The sequence below is a fragment of the Nostoc sp. XA010 genome, from assembly GCF_020829625.1.
Taxonomy (GTDB): Bacteria; Cyanobacteriota; Cyanobacteriia; order Cyanobacteriales; family Nostocaceae; genus Nostoc.
The window spans coordinates 203296-219827 of record NZ_JAIVFX010000006.1 but is presented as its reverse complement, the minus strand read 5'-3'; the positions used below and the strand labels follow the sequence as shown (position 1 = coordinate 219827).

The window sequence follows — 16532 nt, the reverse complement described above, 5'->3', positions numbered from 1 at the left end:
CACGCTAGCTACTCATAGAGCCTATTTCGGCTCACCTGAAACAAAACTAAAACTGAACGCTGCACTATTTTTTAAAGCCAAAGTCAAAATAATTCGTAATTGATCGTGACAATAAAGACTCGCTCTAAGCGTTGGCGCAAGGTCTCCCTTTCTCCTAAAGGAAGACGCTAGCGCCAAGGGAGAAGAGAAGGCTTTAAATTACGCTACCTTAATTCGTAGTTGCAATCAGTGGGGGGTTGTACCCTCCATTGTCTTGTTAACCACTAAATCTTTAATTTAGTGTGGGCTGCTGTACCCTTCTAATTACGAATTAGTAATTATTTAGTTATCCTGATCCAGCAATAAAATCAGCGTATTACAATATATACCCATTTGACAATTCCCAAATATCTTTGTTGTCTAGAGTTTTGCCGCTTACCAGTTGGCACATGTATTACTATTAACTAGACCTTACTGAATTTGCAATATTCAGTCAGGGTTAAATATCTTAATCCAGTTTTGATAATCAAAACTACCGTGTATAGTGTGGTTAAATTCGTGCCAGTTAAAACACTTGATTGCAGTGGCTTTAGCGTCTAAATAAATTGATTAGTTTTTAAATAGAGATGACTAGCCAATATATATAATAGCATGTTTTTTCAAAAATAAACTCATGTTTTTTTTATATTTCCAAATAATTAGTTAGTTTATACCTTGGCTGATAGTTTTCAAAAAACCTAGTAAATTATGGTAAAAATGCCGAATAATTGCCAATCAGGGAATGGCGATCGCAAAGCCAACGCCAAGGGGAAACGCAGATTTTTCCGGGCTACTGTGTCACCAATATTTTTAATAACACTATGCTTAACTACTACCTGTGCTGCCAACGCCCAGGAGTCTCCAAAAAACGCCCAATCAATACCAAGGCTTATCTCCCAGTCACCTGCACCTGCTTTAACAGGCGTAGTATCCTCTGGTAATCAAATTTCCCTCAATGGTCGTACTTTACCAGCAACTTGGTTACAGCGAACTGGAAAAGCTGGTCGGATTACAACTCATCTGAGTGATGGGGCGTTTAGGCAGTTAATTGGAGTAAATTTCTTAAACAGTAGTAACTCAGCAAGGCAACCAATACAGTGGTTTTCATCGGTGACAAAACCACTGGTTTTAACCACCAGGCTACTAGGCGCATATCGCTATCTTGATATTACTAATTTTGCTCAAACATCTGGATGGGAAATCCGAACCAATGGCAATATTTTGGTGATTGCTATCCCAAAAGCACAAATTACAAATATTGTTCAGAGCCAGGAACGTCTAGAGGCAAGTGCCCCTTTGCAACAAACTCGGATTCTTGTCGATTTAAATCGTCCAACTCCCTGGCAAGTTGCACAAGGGTCAATTATTAAAAAAATTGAAACTCCATCCCTCGATCCAGACACGCCAACCCCAAAATCCACTGTACCGCCAAATAGAAAGTGGACAATTACCCTGGATGGAATAGCCGATCCCCTTTTGATAGAACGCTATACCCCCCAGCCACCAACAGTACCAGCAACACCACCAACATTGCTGCCAAACTTGCTCAAACAATTATTACCAGTTACACCAACACAACCAATACCACCACCCCCAGCTCCTGAACCACTGATTCAACAAGTGGAGGTGGTGAAAAACCAAACTATTATTAGTCTGAGCATTCCCTTTGGTTTATCGCCTCAAGTTAGGACTGTAGCTAACCCCAATCGCCTGATTATCGATATTCGACCCGATCCCCTAGAAGAGCGAGATATTACTTGGGTCCCAGGATTGCGCTGGCGCCAGCATTATGTCAACTTAGGCACAGAGCGCTTTCCGGTGGTTTGGTTAGAAGTTAATCCCCGTAAATTTGGGCTAACACTGAAACCTATGTGGGCTAGTCCTGATGGGCTTGCGGGTACTGCTCCCTTAATTCAAACAGCACAACGTTACTTAGCAGTAGCTGGAATTAACGGTGGTTATTTTAACCGCAATAACAAATTCCCTTTGGGTGCAATTCGTCGGGATGGTCAGTGGTTATCAGGCCCCATTCTCAACCGAGGTGCGATCGCTTGGAATGATTCTGGTCAATTTTACTTCGGTCGTCTCACCCTAGAAGAAACTTTAATTACGGCAAATGACCAGCGCCTACCAATTCTGTTTCTCAATAGCGGCTACATCCAGAGTGGCATTGCCCGTTACACCCCAGCTTGGGGATCAACTTATACGCCCTTGACGGATAACGAAATTATCCTAGTGGTAGAGAAAGACCAAATTACCCAACAGTTACCAGGCGGCAAAGTTGGTGAGACGCCCGTTTCCATTCCCCCGGATGGCTACCTACTAACCTTACGCGCCAAGGCTGCTAGTGGTGCCTCACAGCTACCTATTGGAACCACAGTAAGTATTTCCAGCGCCACTACTCCGGCTGATTTTAGTCGTTATCCCTACATTATCGGAGCCGGGCCGCTATTAGTCCAAAACCGTCAAATTGTCCTTGATGCCAAAGGCGAAAAATTCAGCAATGCTTTTATTGCCGAAAAGGCTATCCGTAGTGGTATTTGCACAACAGCAACAGGCACATTGATGATTACTGCTATCCATAATCGTCCAGGCGGTTATGGCCCTAATTTGGCAGAACATGCCCAATTGATGCAACAGATGGGCTGTGTGGATGCCCTAAATTTAGACGGAGGTAGTTCTACCAGCCTTTACTTAGGAGGACAACTACTCGATCGATCGCCTAGTACAGCTGCTCGTGTTCATAATGGAATTGGTATTTTCCTGAAACCACAATAATAAGGGAGTAGGGAGTAGGGAGTAGGTAAAAAACTCAATTACCAAGCACCACTCACTACTCCCCACTCATTTTTTAAAGTTTAGAACAAGCTGCTATTTTGCCTGATGAAGACTTAGTGTAGATGCAAGGGTTTTAGTAGTGATGATTTACACCGTCACGTTTGATTTTGCTATCTTTATCAAGGTGGGACAAAATTAATGATTTTCAACGTTGCAAGATAGCGCCAGATTTTTTATCAATACTAAGAGTATCAACGGTTTGTTATGTCTTCAAATGAGGTGACTATGGCTCGATATCAAGAAACTACACAGACTGAGACTCTACACATACCTTCAAGTATCATATCCAAAGGCGTTGCTGCAACTGAATTACGTCCTTGGGGTGCTTTTACAGTTTTGGAAGAAGGGCGCGGATACAAAATCAAGCGCATTGAAGTTAAGCCCGGACACCGCCTCAGTCTACAAATGCACCACCACCGCAGTGAACATTGGATTGTCGTATCTGGTACAGCTAGGGTAACTTGTGGCGAGAAAGAAGTTCTACTGAGCAATAATGAGTCAACTTATGTACCCCAATGTACATCTCATCGTTTAGAGAATCCTGGCGTGATCCCCTTGGTGTTGATTGAAGTGCAAAATGGCGAATACTTGGGAGAAGATGATATTATTCGCTACCAAGATGACTATGCCCGTACCAAAGATTAAAGCTCTAATCTAAAAAACTGAATACATTTATTTTTGTGCAAACCGTCTTTAGGAACCACCGCACCCCAGAAGTCCCTACCTAGTTAAGGTGGGGACTTAAGCATGTTGTGCTATAAATGTAGTAACAAGTAGTAATAGCGATCGTCCTCATAGCTTCGATGATTTGGAATTTTCAAGAAGCTAGGATTAACCCATCTTGTCTGTAAAATGAAGATAGGGTCTTCAATTACAAAAAACGAGTTCCATGATTCATCTGAGTCAAGCAGCCGCGAGTGAGATTGGGCGAATAAAGTCCAAGCAGCAGCCAAATGTCTTATTTCGATTGGCAGTAAAATCAGGTGGTTGTTCCGGGTTGTTTTATGATATGTCCTTCGATGAAGCAATAAAAGTTGGCGACCAGATTTTCAACTTGAATGAAATTCAAGTAGTCATAGATGCCGCAAGCTTAAATTACCTCAACGGGTTGAGGGTGGATTATTCAGAAGACTTAATGGGTGGTGGTTTTCGCTTCCAAAACCCTCAGGCGATCGCAACCTGTGGCTGTGGTAATTCATTCTCCACAACTAGTCAATAGTCCTTAATTAGCGATCGGTTACTAGTAACAAAGGAAAAAAGACTAAACTAATTAAGGAAAAATTAAAGGAAAAATTACAATTGACATAAAACCGTAAAAAACGATATAATTAGGATTTGTTAAAACTTAGACATATAAGCAGCTTTACGCGCTGTAACTCATGCCAACAATACAGCAGCTAATACGTAACGAGCGCGAACAAGCGCGTCAGAAAACCAAGTCCCCGGCTCTGAAACAATGCCCCCAACGTCGGGGAGTTTGTACCAGAGTATACACGACCACACCCAAAAAGCCTAACTCAGCTCTACGTAAAGTAGCGAGAGTCAGATTAACCTCTGGATTTGAAGTCACAGCTTATATTCCAGGTATTGGTCACAACTTACAAGAACACTCAGTTGTGATGATTCGTGGCGGTCGGGTTAAGGATCTACCAGGCGTGAGATACCACATTATCCGTGGCACCCTAGATACAGCCGGAGTCAAAGACCGTAAACAAGGGCGTTCCAAGTATGGAACCAAGCGTCCGAAAGAAGCGAAGAAATAGGATTAGGCGATTAATCGCATCCAACACGATTAATCGTCTAGCTTAGAAGCGCTTAAGGACAAAAAAACTATCAGGGTCTGTGTACTAAGAGCAGTTACGAAAGCTGCTCAAGTCTGTTAAAAAAATCAAGCAAGCTACACCTACACTAAGCGAGCAAGTGTAGAAGTTCAGAAGAGAACGCTGTAACCCACAGCAGAAATCTAATCTGGACGTTAAAGTTTAGAATCTTGTCGCCTTGAGTATTTAGTTGCAGCTAGCAAGTCAATGAATTTTAGATTTTAGATTTGCGGTTTTGGATTGGTCGAACCCACAAGGGGATGAGGCTTACAGAATTTTGATTTTTCCAATCCTTGTGGTCGGAACATCTACCAAAAACTCTAATCCAAAATTGGCAGTCAATAAGTCAGCCTTGCTGCAACAGTCGAAAACAAAATTGAGAAAGTCTGAGGGTTGAGTTCCACAGCTTTTAGTTTCCAGCGTCTGATAGCATATAATTTCGTTGCCAATTCCGAATTAAAGGTGAAGTATGTCTCGTCGTGGTGTTATTCAAAGGCGCCCAGTTCCGTCTGACTCTGTATATAATAGTCGCCTTGTGAGCATGATTATCAGGCGGATCATGCGTCATGGCAAGAAATCACTTGCCGCACGGATTGTTTATGATGCATTAAAAACTATTGAAGAACGCACTGGTGCTGGTGCCTTAGAAACCTTTGAAAGAGCAGTGCGAAATGCCACGCCTTTAGTAGAAGTAAAGGCTCGGCGAGTTGGTGGAGCAACCTACCAAGTACCAATGGAAGTGCGTACAGAACGCGGCACTACCCTAGCACTGCGTTGGTTAGTGCAATATTCCCGCTCCAGACCAGGCCGGACAATGGCAAGCAAACTGGCAAATGAGTTAATGGATGCTGCCAACGAAACTGGCAATGCGATTCGCAAACGTGAAGAAACGCACCGGATGGCGGAAGCTAATAAAGCATTCGCACACTATCGTTATTAAGTAGAAAAGCGATATATCGCCTTGCCCAAGCGGTATATCGTAGATTTACAAAAAGAAGACGGTTTTCCGTAAAAGTATAGAATCTTAACAAAGAGTAATATACAAGATATCATGAGGCAAAAACTATAGGAGGTAGCTGTGGCACGCACGATCCCGCTAGAGAAAGTACGCAACATTGGTATTGCGGCGCATATAGATGCGGGCAAAACAACAACAACAGAGAGAATATTATTTTACTCTGGGATAATTCATAAAATTGGCGAAGTTCATGAAGGAACTGCCGTCACAGACTGGATGGAGCAGGAGCGGGAACGGGGAATTACCATTACGGCTGCTGCTATCAGTACCAGTTGGAAAGATCATCAAATTAACATTATCGATACTCCGGGTCACGTAGACTTCACAATTGAAGTTGAGCGTTCCATGCGCGTTTTGGATGGTGTAATCGCAGTATTTTGTTCTGTGGGCGGCGTGCAACCGCAGTCTGAGACAGTGTGGCGGCAAGCAGAACGCTACAAAGTTCCTCGGATAGCCTTTATCAACAAGATGGATCGCACCGGAGCGAACTTTTATAAAGTTCACGAGCAAATCCGCGATCGCCTACGGGCAAATGCGATCGCCATTCAATTACCAATTGGTAGCGAAAACGACTTCCGAGGTATCGTTGACCTAGTAGGGCAACGTGCGTATATTTACGCCAATGACCAAGGTACTGATATCCAGGAAACCGATATCCCGGAAGAATTGCAAGCGCAGGTAGAAGAACACCGCACCAAGCTAATAGAAGCCGCAGCAGAAACCGATGATGCTCTGATGACTAAGTACTTCGAGGGCGAAGAGCTTACAGAGCAGGAAATTCGGACTGCCCTGCGTAAAGGCACAATTGCGGGGACGATTGTACCAGTACTTTGCGGTTCAGCATTCAAAAACAAAGGCGTGCAGTTGATGCTGGATGCCGTTGTAGATTACCTGCCAGCGCCAAGTGAAGTACCGCCAATTCAAGGCTTACTGCCCAATGGCGATACTATTGAGCGGCGGGCTGATGACAACGAACCCCTAGCAGCTCTGGCGTTTAAAATTATGGCTGACCCTTACGGTCGCCTGACATTTGTTCGCGTTTATTCTGGTGTCCTGAAAAAGGGCAGCTACGTTCTCAACGCTAGTAAGAATAAAAAAGAACGGATTTCCCGCTTAGTTCTAATGAAGGCAGACGATCGGCAAGATGTTGATGAACTGCGAGCGGGTGATTTAGGAGCAGCTCTGGGATTGAAAGACACCTTGACAGGTGACACCCTCTGTGATGATGGATCGCCAGTAATTCTGGAATCCCTATTCATTCCTGAGCCTGTGATCTCGGTGGCGGTTGAACCCAAAACCAAGAACGACATGGACAAACTGTCCAAGGCTCTGCAATCTCTCTCAGAAGAAGACCCCACCTTCCGTGTCCGCGTCGATCCGGAAACAAACCAGACCGTGATCGCGGGAATGGGAGAGCTACACCTAGAAATTTTAGTAGACCGGATGTTACGAGAATTCAAGGTGGAAGCGAATGTAGGTGCCCCACAAGTAGCTTACCGAGAAACAATTCGGAAGGCTGTGAACAAAGTTGAGGGCAAATTCATTCGCCAAAGTGGTGGTAAAGGTCAATACGGTCACGTTGTGATCAATTTGGAGCCTGGGGAACCCGGTACTGGGTTTGAATTCGTTTCCAAAATTGCTGGCGGTACAGTACCTAAAGAGTACGTTGGCCCCGCAGAACAAGGAATGAAAGAAAGCTGCGAATCCGGTGTTCTAGCTGGATATCCGTTGATTGACGTTAAAGCGACGCTAATTGATGGGTCATACCACGATGTAGACTCTTCAGAAATGGCTTTCAAAATCGCTGGCTCAATGGCGATGAAAGAGGCTGTGCTGAAAGCTTCACCTGTCATCTTAGAGCCTATGATGAAAGTTGAAGTTGAAGTTCCTGAAGACTATATGGGGAACGTCATTGGCGACCTCAACACCCGCCGAGGGCAGATTGAAAGCCAAAGCACCGAAAAGGGACTCGCTAAGGTAACATCCAAAGTTCCACTGGCGAGCATGTTTGGCTACGCCACTGATATTCGGTCAAAAACGCAAGGTCGGGGTACCTTCACGATGGAGTTCAGCCACTACGAAGAGGTGCCTCGCAGCGTAGCTGAAACTATCATTGCAAAAAGCAAAGGGAACGCTTAGTTAAAATAAGGAAATGAGCATTCATGGCACGCGCAAAGTTTGAAAGGAATAAACCCCACATTAATATCGGTACAGTTGGCCACGTTGACCACGGTAAAACTACCTTGACAGCAGCCATCACCATGACCTTGGCAGCTATGGGTCAGGCTGTAGCTAAGGGCTACGACCAAATTGATAATGCCCCAGAAGAAAAGGCACGGGGTATTACCATCAATACCGCTCACGTAGAGTATGAAACCGCAAGTCGGCACTATGCTCACGTAGACTGTCCAGGACACGCTGACTATGTGAAGAACATGATCACCGGTGCTGCCCAAATGGACGGAGGTATCCTCGTAGTTGCTGCTACCGATGGCCCTATGCCCCAAACCCGCGAACACATCCTGTTGGCAAAACAGGTAGGCGTTCCCAGTCTGGTTGTCTTCTTGAACAAAGAAGATTTGATGGATGACCCAGAACTCTTGGAACTAGTAGAACTAGAACTTAGAGAACTGCTTTCTAGCTACGATTTCCCTGGCGATGATATCCCCATTATCAAAGGCTCTGGTCTGCAAGCTCTGGAAGTAATGACCAAGAATCCTAAGACCCAACGCGGTGAAAATCCTTGGGTAGACAAAATCTACGAATTAATGGATGCTGTAGATTCTTACATCCCCACTCCTGAGCGGGATGTTGATAAACCCTTCCTGATGGCTGTAGAAGACGTGTTCTCAATTACAGGTCGTGGTACTGTCGCCACCGGTCGGATTGAGCGGGGTGTAGTCAAAGTTGGCGATAACGTTGAACTAGTGGGTATCAGAGATACTCGCGCCACTACCGTAACTGGTATTGAGATGTTCAAGAAGAGTCTCGACCAAGGTATGGCTGGGGATAACGCTGGCGTACTACTCCGGGGTATCCAGAAGGCTGATATTGAACGGGGTATGGTCATCGCTAAACCTGGTTCGATTAAACCTCACAATGAATTTGAAGGTGAGGTTTATGTCTTAACAGAAAAAGAAGGTGGTCGTAAGACTCCATTTTTTGCTGGCTACCGTCCCCAGTTCTACGTGCGGACAACTGATGTAACTGGTACCATCAAAGCCTACACTTCTGATGAAGGCAAAGAAGTAGAAATGGTAATGCCAGGCGATCGGATCAAGATGACAGTAGAATTGATCAACGCGATCGCTATTGAACAAGGAATGCGCTTCGCTATCCGCGAAGGTGGCCGCACCATCGGTGCTGGTGTCGTCTCCAAAATTATCAAGTAGCACCTTTTCGCTCATAACAAAGGAGCAGAGATGGTCTTTATTGTGCCTCTCTGCTCCTTTCTCTTCCTTTTTAATTAAAAGGAGTAGGGAATAGGAAGAAGCCAAGTAAATTTTGTCTCCCTTAACCCTCACTCCCCATTCCCCATTCCCCATTCCCCTAATTACGCAGAACCTGGAAAATTAAAGATGGCAACTCTACAGCAGCAGAAAATTAGAATTCGCTTACAGGCTTTTGACCGACGCTTATTAGACACATCTTGCGAGAAGATTGTAGATACAGCTAACCGCACCAATGCTACAGCCGTAGGCCCAATTCCTTTACCAACAAAACGCCGGATCTATTGTGTACTGCGATCGCCTCACGTAGATAAAGACTCACGGGAACACTTTGAAACCCGTACTCATCGCCGGATTATTGATATTTACCAGCCCTCTTCTAAGACTATTGATGCCCTGATGAAATTGGATCTACCATCGGGTGTAGATATCGAAGTCAAACTTTAATTTAGTCATTAGTCATTGTCATTTGTCCTTTGCTAATGACTAATGATCAATAAAATTTGTATAATTTTTTACATTGCCCTGAATAAATATATCTCAGGGCTTTTATTTAGCTAGGAAACAAATGATAGAATGTAGACAAAGAACGGGAAAAGCAGAGAAAAATTATTTTTAAGATTAAGTTTATACCAAAGTAACAATGACATCATCTTCTAAAATTGCAGTTCGTGAACTACCTCTGTTCCCGTTACCCGAAGTAGTTTTGTTTCCTACCAGACCATTGCCTCTGCACATCTTTGAATTTCGCTACCGAATCATGATGAACACGATTTTGGAGAGCGATCGCAGGTTCGGTGTTTTGATGGTCGATCCTGTTAAAGGTACAATTGCAAACACTGGTTGCTGTGCGGAAATCGTTCATCACCAACGGCTGCCAGATGATCGGATTAAGATGTTGACTTTAGGGCAGCAAAGATTTCGTGTATTAGAGTATGTTCGTGAAAAACCATACCGCGTTGGCTTAGTGGAGTGGATTGAAGACCAACCACCGGCTAAAGATTTGCGACCTTTATCAACTGAGGTAGAACAATTACTGCGAGATGTTGTGCGTCTATCAGCCAAATTAACCGAACAAAATATCGAACTGCCAGAAGATTTGCCTGACCTACCAACAGAGTTATCTTATTGGGTAGCGAGTAATCTTTATGGTGTCGCCGCAGAGCAGCAGTTATTGCTAGAAATGCAAGATACTGCAACTCGTCTTGAGCGGGAAGCGGAAATTTTAACCTCTACTCGGAATCACTTGGCCGCTCGCTCTGTTCTTAAAGACACGTTTAATGAAAAGTGAGGAGTTAGGAGTAGAGACGCGATTAATCGCGTCTGTACAGGAGGGAGGAGTGAGGAGTTAGGAATAAATAACAAAAAATAAAAGATTGGCAACTTATAATTTATATTCCCTACCTGATAACTAATAACTGATAACTCCTAAATCCTAACTCTTAACTTATAAAGTAACAGCGCTGATCGGCAAAACATTGTAAGCGCCAAGAATTTTTAAAATTTCTGTGTGCATAGCTAATTCTGCTAAAGCAGATTGCATTTGTGCTTCCTTGGCATCCGCTTCTAAATCCATGAAAAACAAGTATTCGCCTAGCGATCGCTTCGTCGGACGAGATTCAATCCGGCTAAGGTTAATTCCTAATTGAGCAAATATTTGCAAGGGTTTGAGTAATGCTCCGGGTGTGTTTGCAGGCATACTAAGAGCTAGCGATGTGTGGCTAGCACCTATTGTTGATGATCGGTATCCAGCGTCTCCTTCACCCTGACTTACTACCCAAAAACGAGTACAGTTTTCTGGATAGTCGTTGATGCCACTAGCTAGTATGGGCAGGTTGTAGAGTTGAGCTGCTCTACTAGAAGCGATCGCTGCTGTTGTTGTCTCTTGCTCCAATCGCTGTAGTGCTTCGGTTGTAGAATTGCTGGGAATAATTTGTACAGTCGGGAGAAACTGCTCTAACCATCCCTGACATTGTGCCAAAGCTTGCGGGTGAGAGTAAACAGTTGTAATTTTATCTAAGCTAGACGCGCAAGAAATTAACGTATGGACAATAGGTAATACCAAAGCCAACTGAATTCGCAAACTGTCTAACTGCCAAAGTGTATCCAGTGTTGTGGTAACACTCCCTTCAATAGAATTTTCCACTGGAACAACAGCTATGTGAGCTTTACCATCAGCAACAGCGTGCAGTGACTGAGAGATGGTGGGATAGGGACATAACGTAGCTTCAACTCCCGTACTTTTAGTTAGCCAGTTGACATAAAAAACAGCTGCTTGTTCTGCATATGTGCCGGGAGGCCCTAAATGTGCGATCAATAAAGTCATGCCTTTAGCCTTGAGTTGCAAGTTTAATCGGTAAACAGAGATTATGATATTTTGAGTTTGGCAAATATATCCAACATTTACTCTTATTAAACGAATAGACCGAAATATGTATCAGGAAAATAAGTTATGGAAATTAGTCTTCTAGCAGATAGATTTCCTGGCAGTTTTTTTGCTAAATTCCTCTGAAGATTTAAGAGCAATTATATTAGTTTCTGACCAAATAACAATTCATATTCTTGATTTTGTGTCAAGAATTAAATTTTAATACCAATTCAAAAAATGTTTGCAATAGATAGGACATTCAAAATGTAGTCATAACCAGTCAGGGAAGCAACAAGTTCTGGGGGAAGTAGGCGTATTAAGGGTTCAGAATTAATCGGTAACGCGATAGAGCCGGAGTTAGTGTTAAACTGAGTCGCAGTTAAAGGGGACTTTCCAATGGTTGAGCAACTTAGCTTAAACAATTACAAGGAAAAAATCGCTGATTTATACAACCGGAGAAGTCAGACCTATGACGATACGAATTGGCATTTGCAAATTTGTCGTCGTTTACTTGAATATTCACAAGTCAGTTCTGGTCATCAGATTTTAGATATTGGAACGGGGACAGGGCATCTTCTACTCGAAGCATCTCGAATTGTTGGAAACTCAGGTCGAGTCATTGGTGTAGATATTTCTGCTGGGATGCTAGAACAAGCAAGGGACAAAGCTGAAGCTTTAGATTTAGGCAACGTTGAGTTTCAACTGGCCGACGCTGAATTACTCAATTTTCCTGCCAACAGCTTTGACCGAATTTTGTGTGCCAACACATTCCCTTGGCTAGAAAACAAAGCAGCGACATTACGCCTCTGGCATCAGTTTCTTAAACCAGATGGACTGATTGGCGTTCATACTCCTGCTGAGACAGCCTATGTCGGCTATGTGGTGTTTCGGGAGGTACTTGCGAGGTATGGAGTAGTGCTAGAACCAAGTAATCGCCTTGGAACATTTGAAGAGTGTCGGAAACTGTTTTTAAGTGCGTGCTTTGAAGTGGTTGAAATCAAAACTGAGCAGCACGGTAGCTACCTGAGCTTAGACAAAGCAAAAGCAGCTTGGGGCGGCAATTCTTTTCCAACCCCCGGACAACCTGAAAAACCCTTATCAAGACTTTCTGAAGCGCAGTTAGAACAAGCCAAAGCTGAATTTGAAGCAGAGTTAGAGGCGCGACAAACAAAGCAGGGCGTGTGGGATGATGTTACAACTTGGTATGTGATAGGTCGCAAGCCAAAAAATAGCATCTTACATACTAGTTGATCGTACCCTTAATCTATATTTATTGAACTAAAGATAGTAATAAGCGTACCAACTTTTTGCTAGTGATGTATAGCTGACAAACAAGAATCATTTTTATGGTCAATAAGTTTTGTAATTTTTTAATAATCATATTTAATTTATTAAAAAATATTAAAATTAAGAAACAGATATTTTTATCCGCTCATGGCTACCCGGTTTACTGCCTCCCAATCGGTTGAAATCGCTGTTCCAGAGCAGCCTATTCCCATTCAGCACTACTTGCGCCAGCCTCAACGTGTAGTTAAGGCTTTGGCTGACAACAGTAGAATTGAGCAGCTTTCTGAAGAAGTATTTCGTTTGAAAATGCGTCCGTTAAGTTTTATGTCATTGAGTATTCAACCTACTGTAGACATGAGAGTTTGGGCAGAATCAAATGGAATAATTAATTTGCGATCGCTAGGCTGTGAAATCCTGGGCTTCGAGTATATTAACCAGCGTTTTGCTCTCAATTTAAAAGGACATTTGTCTCCCAAAGAGTTAAGCACTGGCACTCGCCTGCAAGGAAGGGCTGATTTAGAAGTGCTGGTGGATTTGCCACCGCCATTTTCTTTTACTCCCAAGCCGATTTTAGAAGCTACTGGTAATGCTTTGCTCAAAAGCGTACTGTTATCAGTCAAGCAACGGTTATTAAATCAACTTTTGGCGGATTATCGTTACTGGGTGATATCACAAACCAAAGATAAAGGACTTAGTGGTAATAGTACTGAATTGCCAATACTGAATGCTGAGTAATTATTTAATTACTCAGCATTCAGTATTTTGATTTGGCAAGGACGAAAAGACTGACGATGTAGGGGCGAGGGCCCATATTGTTGCAAAGCCAGCAAATGCTGCTGGCTACCATAACCCTTGTTACACTCCAAGTTGTACATAGGGTATTTTAATGCTAGACGCATTACCAGTTGGTCACGCCAAACCTTGGCAACAATACTAGCAGAGGCAATGGCAAGCGATCGCTCGTCCCCCTTAATTATTGTTTGTTGCGGTAATAGCAAGTCTTTGATTAACTGATTACCATCAACCAGGCAGAGTGCAGGCTGTACCTTTAATTTCAGCACAGCCCGCTTCATTGCTAACAGCGTCGCTTGCAAAATATTTATCTTGTCAATTTCGGCAGTAGAAGCAAACCCAATTTTCCAGTCTATAGCTAGCCCACTAATCTGCTGCGCTAGCTGAGTTCTACGATAACTAGATAACTTTTTACTATCTTTGATTTTAGCTGCCATCAGTATCGGCAAAGCATGATCTGGTAGGATCACTGCTGCCGCCACCACAGGGCCAAATAGAGCGCCTCGCCCTACTTCATCCACACCTGCAACCAACCCTGGAATCCCTGACAAGGTAGAAAACTCCAGCCAATTGGATTGTTCCAAGGGCGTTGGCGACGTTTCTACCATAAAGCAAACTAATTATCCTCGATTGCTGAGGAACGACGGCGGCGGCGACGGCTGGCAGTGGCGGCGCTGCTGTTTGCATCACTTTCATCTTCGTTGGCGGAAGCTTTCGCAGACAAGCTACCCGTTGGGCTATCAGTCAACTCAGATGGTTCAGTTGTGTCTTCTATCAAAGGTTTTGGCTCTGGCTCAATAAGTTTTGGTATTGGTATCTTGCTTGGGATTATTTCAGGTGTTGCTTTTTGGACAATAGTTGATTCTGAGGTTGATTCAATTGGAGTCGTTGGCTGTTGACCAGGTTGAATCACATTAATAATCACAGACTTGGGATTTTTAACCTCTTGCTCTAACTTCACCAAGGGAGATATTCCCATCAAAGCAAAAATATCCTGTTCCTGGAGGCTCATTTCTACAGTTCTAATCTCCGGTGGTTCTACCACTGGTTTTACTGGGTCTGGCTTGATAATTTTAGCGCGTTCTACAGTCCGATCTATAGTGCGATCTACTACAGTGCGCTCTACTCTTTCACTCCAACCTGGTTTACCAAGGGTGGGTGAGGGAATCTCTGGTGCAACTCCTAGTTCTGGTTCAATATCAAGGTCTAAGTCTGGCTCGTTGACAAAAGCCAGTGGATTGGCTACAACCCTAGCTTCATCTTTCCCGTTTAAGCCATTAATGGCAATTCGACTGCGGCGAGTGCGGGTACGACGCTTATTATCATTAAGGTCTTGATAACTAGGATGATTCATCAGATTTAAATTAGCCGATTCTAGATCGCCGTCAAATGCTTCTGAAAATCCATCATAAGTTTCTCGTGGTTCCGGGATGCGGGCAGATGGCTGACGTGGTTCTCGGTGAGGCAGGGATACAAAACGCTCACGCTCACGCTCTGGTGTTTCTGCTGGTATTGGTAATCGGTTTTCGATTTCTCCAGGCAGACGCACAGTATGTCCTAAACCGCCACAGGTGGGACAAGTATCACCAAACAATTCGTAAATGTTTTGACCTTGGCGTTTGCGGGTCAGTTCTACTAAACCCAGTTCGGTTAATTGAGCAATCTGCGGACGAGCTTTGTCTGCTTTGAGTGCTTTATTAAAGTGTTCGAGGACTTGCAGTTGATCGCGTCGTGATTCCATATCAATAAAATCAACAACGATCACCCCAGCGATATTCCGCAGACGCAACTGGCGAGCAATTTCTGTTGCAGCTTCGCAGTTTGTCCACAAAACTGTTTCTCTAGCTGTTGCCGATCGCGTGAAGGAACCTGAGTTAACATCAATTACGGTTAATGCCTCTGTCGGCTCAATGATGATGTAGCCTCCAGAAGGTAGGTCTACTCTCGGTTTGAGGGCTTCTCGAATGGCGGCACTGATGCGGAAGTACTCTAAAATTGGAGAGCGATCGCGGTGATGGTCAATCAACAATCCCTGCGGTGTTTGACCTCCGCTCCAGTTCTGCAAGTACTGCTTCACTCGCTTCAAACCAGTACTGGAATCCACGACAATCCGATTTACATCCGCGCCGTACATATCCCGCAATACGCGCTGAATGAAGTCATCATCCCGGTTGAGTAGTGCTGGGGCACGGGTGGAATGCGCTTCCTGCTGAATGGCTTCCCATTGCTTTTGCAGCAATTCCAAATCTTCCATAATCGCTTCTTCGGGTTTGCCTTCTGCTTCTGTACGCACAAGCAAACCCATTCCCGCCGGTTTGACCAAAATTGCTAGTGCCCGCAAGCGGTTGCGCTCACTTTCACTTTTAATCCGTCGGGATAAATTTACACCTCTCCCATAAGGCATCAGTACTACGTAGCGTCCGGGTAAAGTAATATTACCCGTAAGCCGGGGGCCTTTTGTTCCCGTTGGCTCTTTCATTACTTGCACCAAAACTTTCTGCTGTGGTGCAAGTAGTTCTGTAATTGCTGCTGCGCTACGCTTTAGCTTCAGTGGCCCTAAGTCGGTGACGTGAATAAAACCATTGCGCTCTGGATCGCCAATATTGACAAAAGCCGCATCTATCCCAGGTAATACATTTTCTACTACTCCTAAGTAGATATCACCTATTTGGTGATGACCCGTAGCAACAACTAGTTCCTGTATTTGATCTTCCGAAAAGACAGCAGCAATTTGGTGCTGCTCCGCGATGATAATTTGTTTTGGCATTCAATTTCCTCAAAATTGGCAGCACCAATAGGTCTGGAGGTTTGTTATACCTTTGTTGCCCCTGCAACCCTCAAAAGGCGCTGCTGATAATAAAAATCGCAAACCTGAGCTTCTAAATTAAATAGCTATTGGCGCTCTTAAGAGCATTTTTACGGCGGATTATTCCAGAACGGGT

General features: G+C 43.9%; 14 protein-coding genes. 11 read left to right on the top strand and 3 right to left on the bottom strand.

The genetic code is table 11. The annotated features are described in order from the left end of the window. Positions 1-735 precede the first annotated feature (735 nt). The 9 genes from LC608_RS11950 (at position 736) to LC608_RS11910 (ending at position 10434) form a co-directional block, all read left to right on the top strand. The gene (locus LC608_RS11950; protein WP_229553744.1) at positions 736-2796 is read left to right on the top strand and encodes a phosphodiester glycosidase family protein; all 2061 of its coding nucleotides are present in this window, start codon (positions 736-738) and stop codon (positions 2794-2796) included. 285 nt (positions 2797-3081) lie between these two features. Further along, positions 3082-3501: a cupin domain-containing protein gene (locus LC608_RS11945; protein WP_229553743.1), complete on the top strand. Its 420-nt coding sequence runs from the start codon at positions 3082-3084 to the stop codon at positions 3499-3501. Between the two features lie 244 nt (positions 3502-3745). Continuing rightward, a complete protein-coding gene (locus tag LC608_RS11940) occupies positions 3746-4075 on the top strand; it encodes an iron-sulfur cluster assembly accessory protein (RefSeq protein WP_229553742.1) in 330 nt (109 codons plus the stop codon). A 160-nt stretch (positions 4076-4235) separates the two neighbouring features. Next, complete coding sequence (rpsL, locus tag LC608_RS11935) at positions 4236-4619, top strand: 30S ribosomal protein S12 (RefSeq protein ID WP_012410236.1); 384 nt, start codon at positions 4236-4238, stop codon at positions 4617-4619. A gap of 526 nt (positions 4620-5145) precedes the next feature. Continuing rightward, positions 5146-5616 (top strand): 30S ribosomal protein S7, encoded by a 471-nt coding sequence (rpsG, locus tag LC608_RS11930; protein WP_069070112.1) that lies wholly within the window; start codon positions 5146-5148, stop codon positions 5614-5616. Between the two features lie 138 nt (positions 5617-5754). Then, positions 5755-7833: an elongation factor G gene (gene fusA, locus LC608_RS11925; protein WP_229553741.1), complete on the top strand. Its 2079-nt coding sequence runs from the start codon at positions 5755-5757 to the stop codon at positions 7831-7833. A gap of 23 nt (positions 7834-7856) precedes the next feature. Continuing rightward, entirely contained in the window at positions 7857-9086 is a 1230-nt protein-coding gene (gene tuf / locus LC608_RS11920; protein WP_229553740.1) for an elongation factor Tu, read from the top strand. Between the two features lie 186 nt (positions 9087-9272). Next, positions 9273-9590 carry a 30S ribosomal protein S10 gene (gene rpsJ / locus LC608_RS11915; RefSeq protein ID WP_017320518.1) on the top strand — a complete coding sequence of 106 codons (318 nt, stop codon included), beginning with the start codon at positions 9273-9275 and terminating at the stop codon, positions 9588-9590. A gap of 196 nt (positions 9591-9786) precedes the next feature. Continuing rightward, positions 9787-10434 (top strand): LON peptidase substrate-binding domain-containing protein, encoded by a 648-nt coding sequence (locus tag LC608_RS11910; RefSeq protein ID WP_229553739.1) that lies wholly within the window; start codon positions 9787-9789, stop codon positions 10432-10434. Positions 10435-10590: 156 nt separating this feature from the next. On the opposite strand, the gene pheA is transcribed toward LC608_RS11910, so the two are convergent. After that, the gene (pheA, locus tag LC608_RS11905) at positions 10591-11469 is read right to left on the bottom strand and encodes a prephenate dehydratase (protein ID WP_229553738.1); all 879 of its coding nucleotides are present in this window, start codon (positions 11467-11469) and stop codon (positions 10591-10593) included. A gap of 438 nt (positions 11470-11907) precedes the next feature. Here pheA and LC608_RS11900 point away from each other — a divergent pair, with 438 nt between their 5' ends. After that, positions 11908-12762, top strand: a complete 855-nt coding sequence (locus LC608_RS11900) for a class I SAM-dependent methyltransferase (RefSeq protein ID WP_229553737.1) — start codon at positions 11908-11910, stop codon at positions 12760-12762. A gap of 183 nt (positions 12763-12945) precedes the next feature. Further along, positions 12946-13533, top strand: coding sequence for a DUF1997 domain-containing protein (locus LC608_RS11895; RefSeq protein ID WP_229553736.1), 588 nt, complete (start codon positions 12946-12948; stop codon positions 13531-13533). A gap of 8 nt (positions 13534-13541) precedes the next feature. On the opposite strand, the gene LC608_RS11890 is transcribed toward LC608_RS11895, so the two are convergent. Together LC608_RS11890 and LC608_RS11885 are read right to left on the bottom strand one after the other, a co-directional pair. Beyond that, complete coding sequence (locus tag LC608_RS11890; RefSeq protein ID WP_229553735.1) at positions 13542-14198, bottom strand: ribonuclease HII; 657 nt, start codon at positions 14196-14198, stop codon at positions 13542-13544. Between the two features lie 8 nt (positions 14199-14206). After that, positions 14207-16357, bottom strand: coding sequence for an Rne/Rng family ribonuclease (locus LC608_RS11885; RefSeq protein ID WP_229553734.1), 2151 nt, complete (start codon positions 16355-16357; stop codon positions 14207-14209). Positions 16358-16532 lie beyond the last annotated feature (175 nt).

Coding starts and splice junctions, on each gene's coding strand:
- tuf (WP_229553740.1), top strand. CDS start 7,857: ATGGCACGCGCAAAGTTTGAAAGGAATAAACCCCACATTAATATCGGT.
- rpsG (WP_069070112.1), top strand. CDS start 5,146: ATGTCTCGTCGTGGTGTTATTCAAAGGCGCCCAGTTCCGTCTGACTCT.
- LC608_RS11885 (WP_229553734.1), bottom strand. CDS start 16,357: ATGCCAAAACAAATTATCATCGCGGAGCAGCACCAAATTGCTGCTGTC.
- rpsJ (WP_017320518.1), top strand. CDS start 9,273: ATGGCAACTCTACAGCAGCAGAAAATTAGAATTCGCTTACAGGCTTTT.
- LC608_RS11940 (WP_229553742.1), top strand. CDS start 3,746: ATGATTCATCTGAGTCAAGCAGCCGCGAGTGAGATTGGGCGAATAAAG.
- rpsL (WP_012410236.1), top strand. CDS start 4,236: ATGCCAACAATACAGCAGCTAATACGTAACGAGCGCGAACAAGCGCGT.
- LC608_RS11945 (WP_229553743.1), top strand. CDS start 3,082: ATGGCTCGATATCAAGAAACTACACAGACTGAGACTCTACACATACCT.
- LC608_RS11895 (WP_229553736.1), top strand. CDS start 12,946: ATGGCTACCCGGTTTACTGCCTCCCAATCGGTTGAAATCGCTGTTCCA.
- LC608_RS11890 (WP_229553735.1), bottom strand. CDS start 14,198: ATGGTAGAAACGTCGCCAACGCCCTTGGAACAATCCAATTGGCTGGAG.
- LC608_RS11910 (WP_229553739.1), top strand. CDS start 9,787: ATGACATCATCTTCTAAAATTGCAGTTCGTGAACTACCTCTGTTCCCG.
- pheA (WP_229553738.1), bottom strand. CDS start 11,469: ATGACTTTATTGATCGCACATTTAGGGCCTCCCGGCACATATGCAGAA.
- LC608_RS11900 (WP_229553737.1), top strand. CDS start 11,908: ATGGTTGAGCAACTTAGCTTAAACAATTACAAGGAAAAAATCGCTGAT.
- LC608_RS11950 (WP_229553744.1), top strand. CDS start 736: ATGCCGAATAATTGCCAATCAGGGAATGGCGATCGCAAAGCCAACGCC.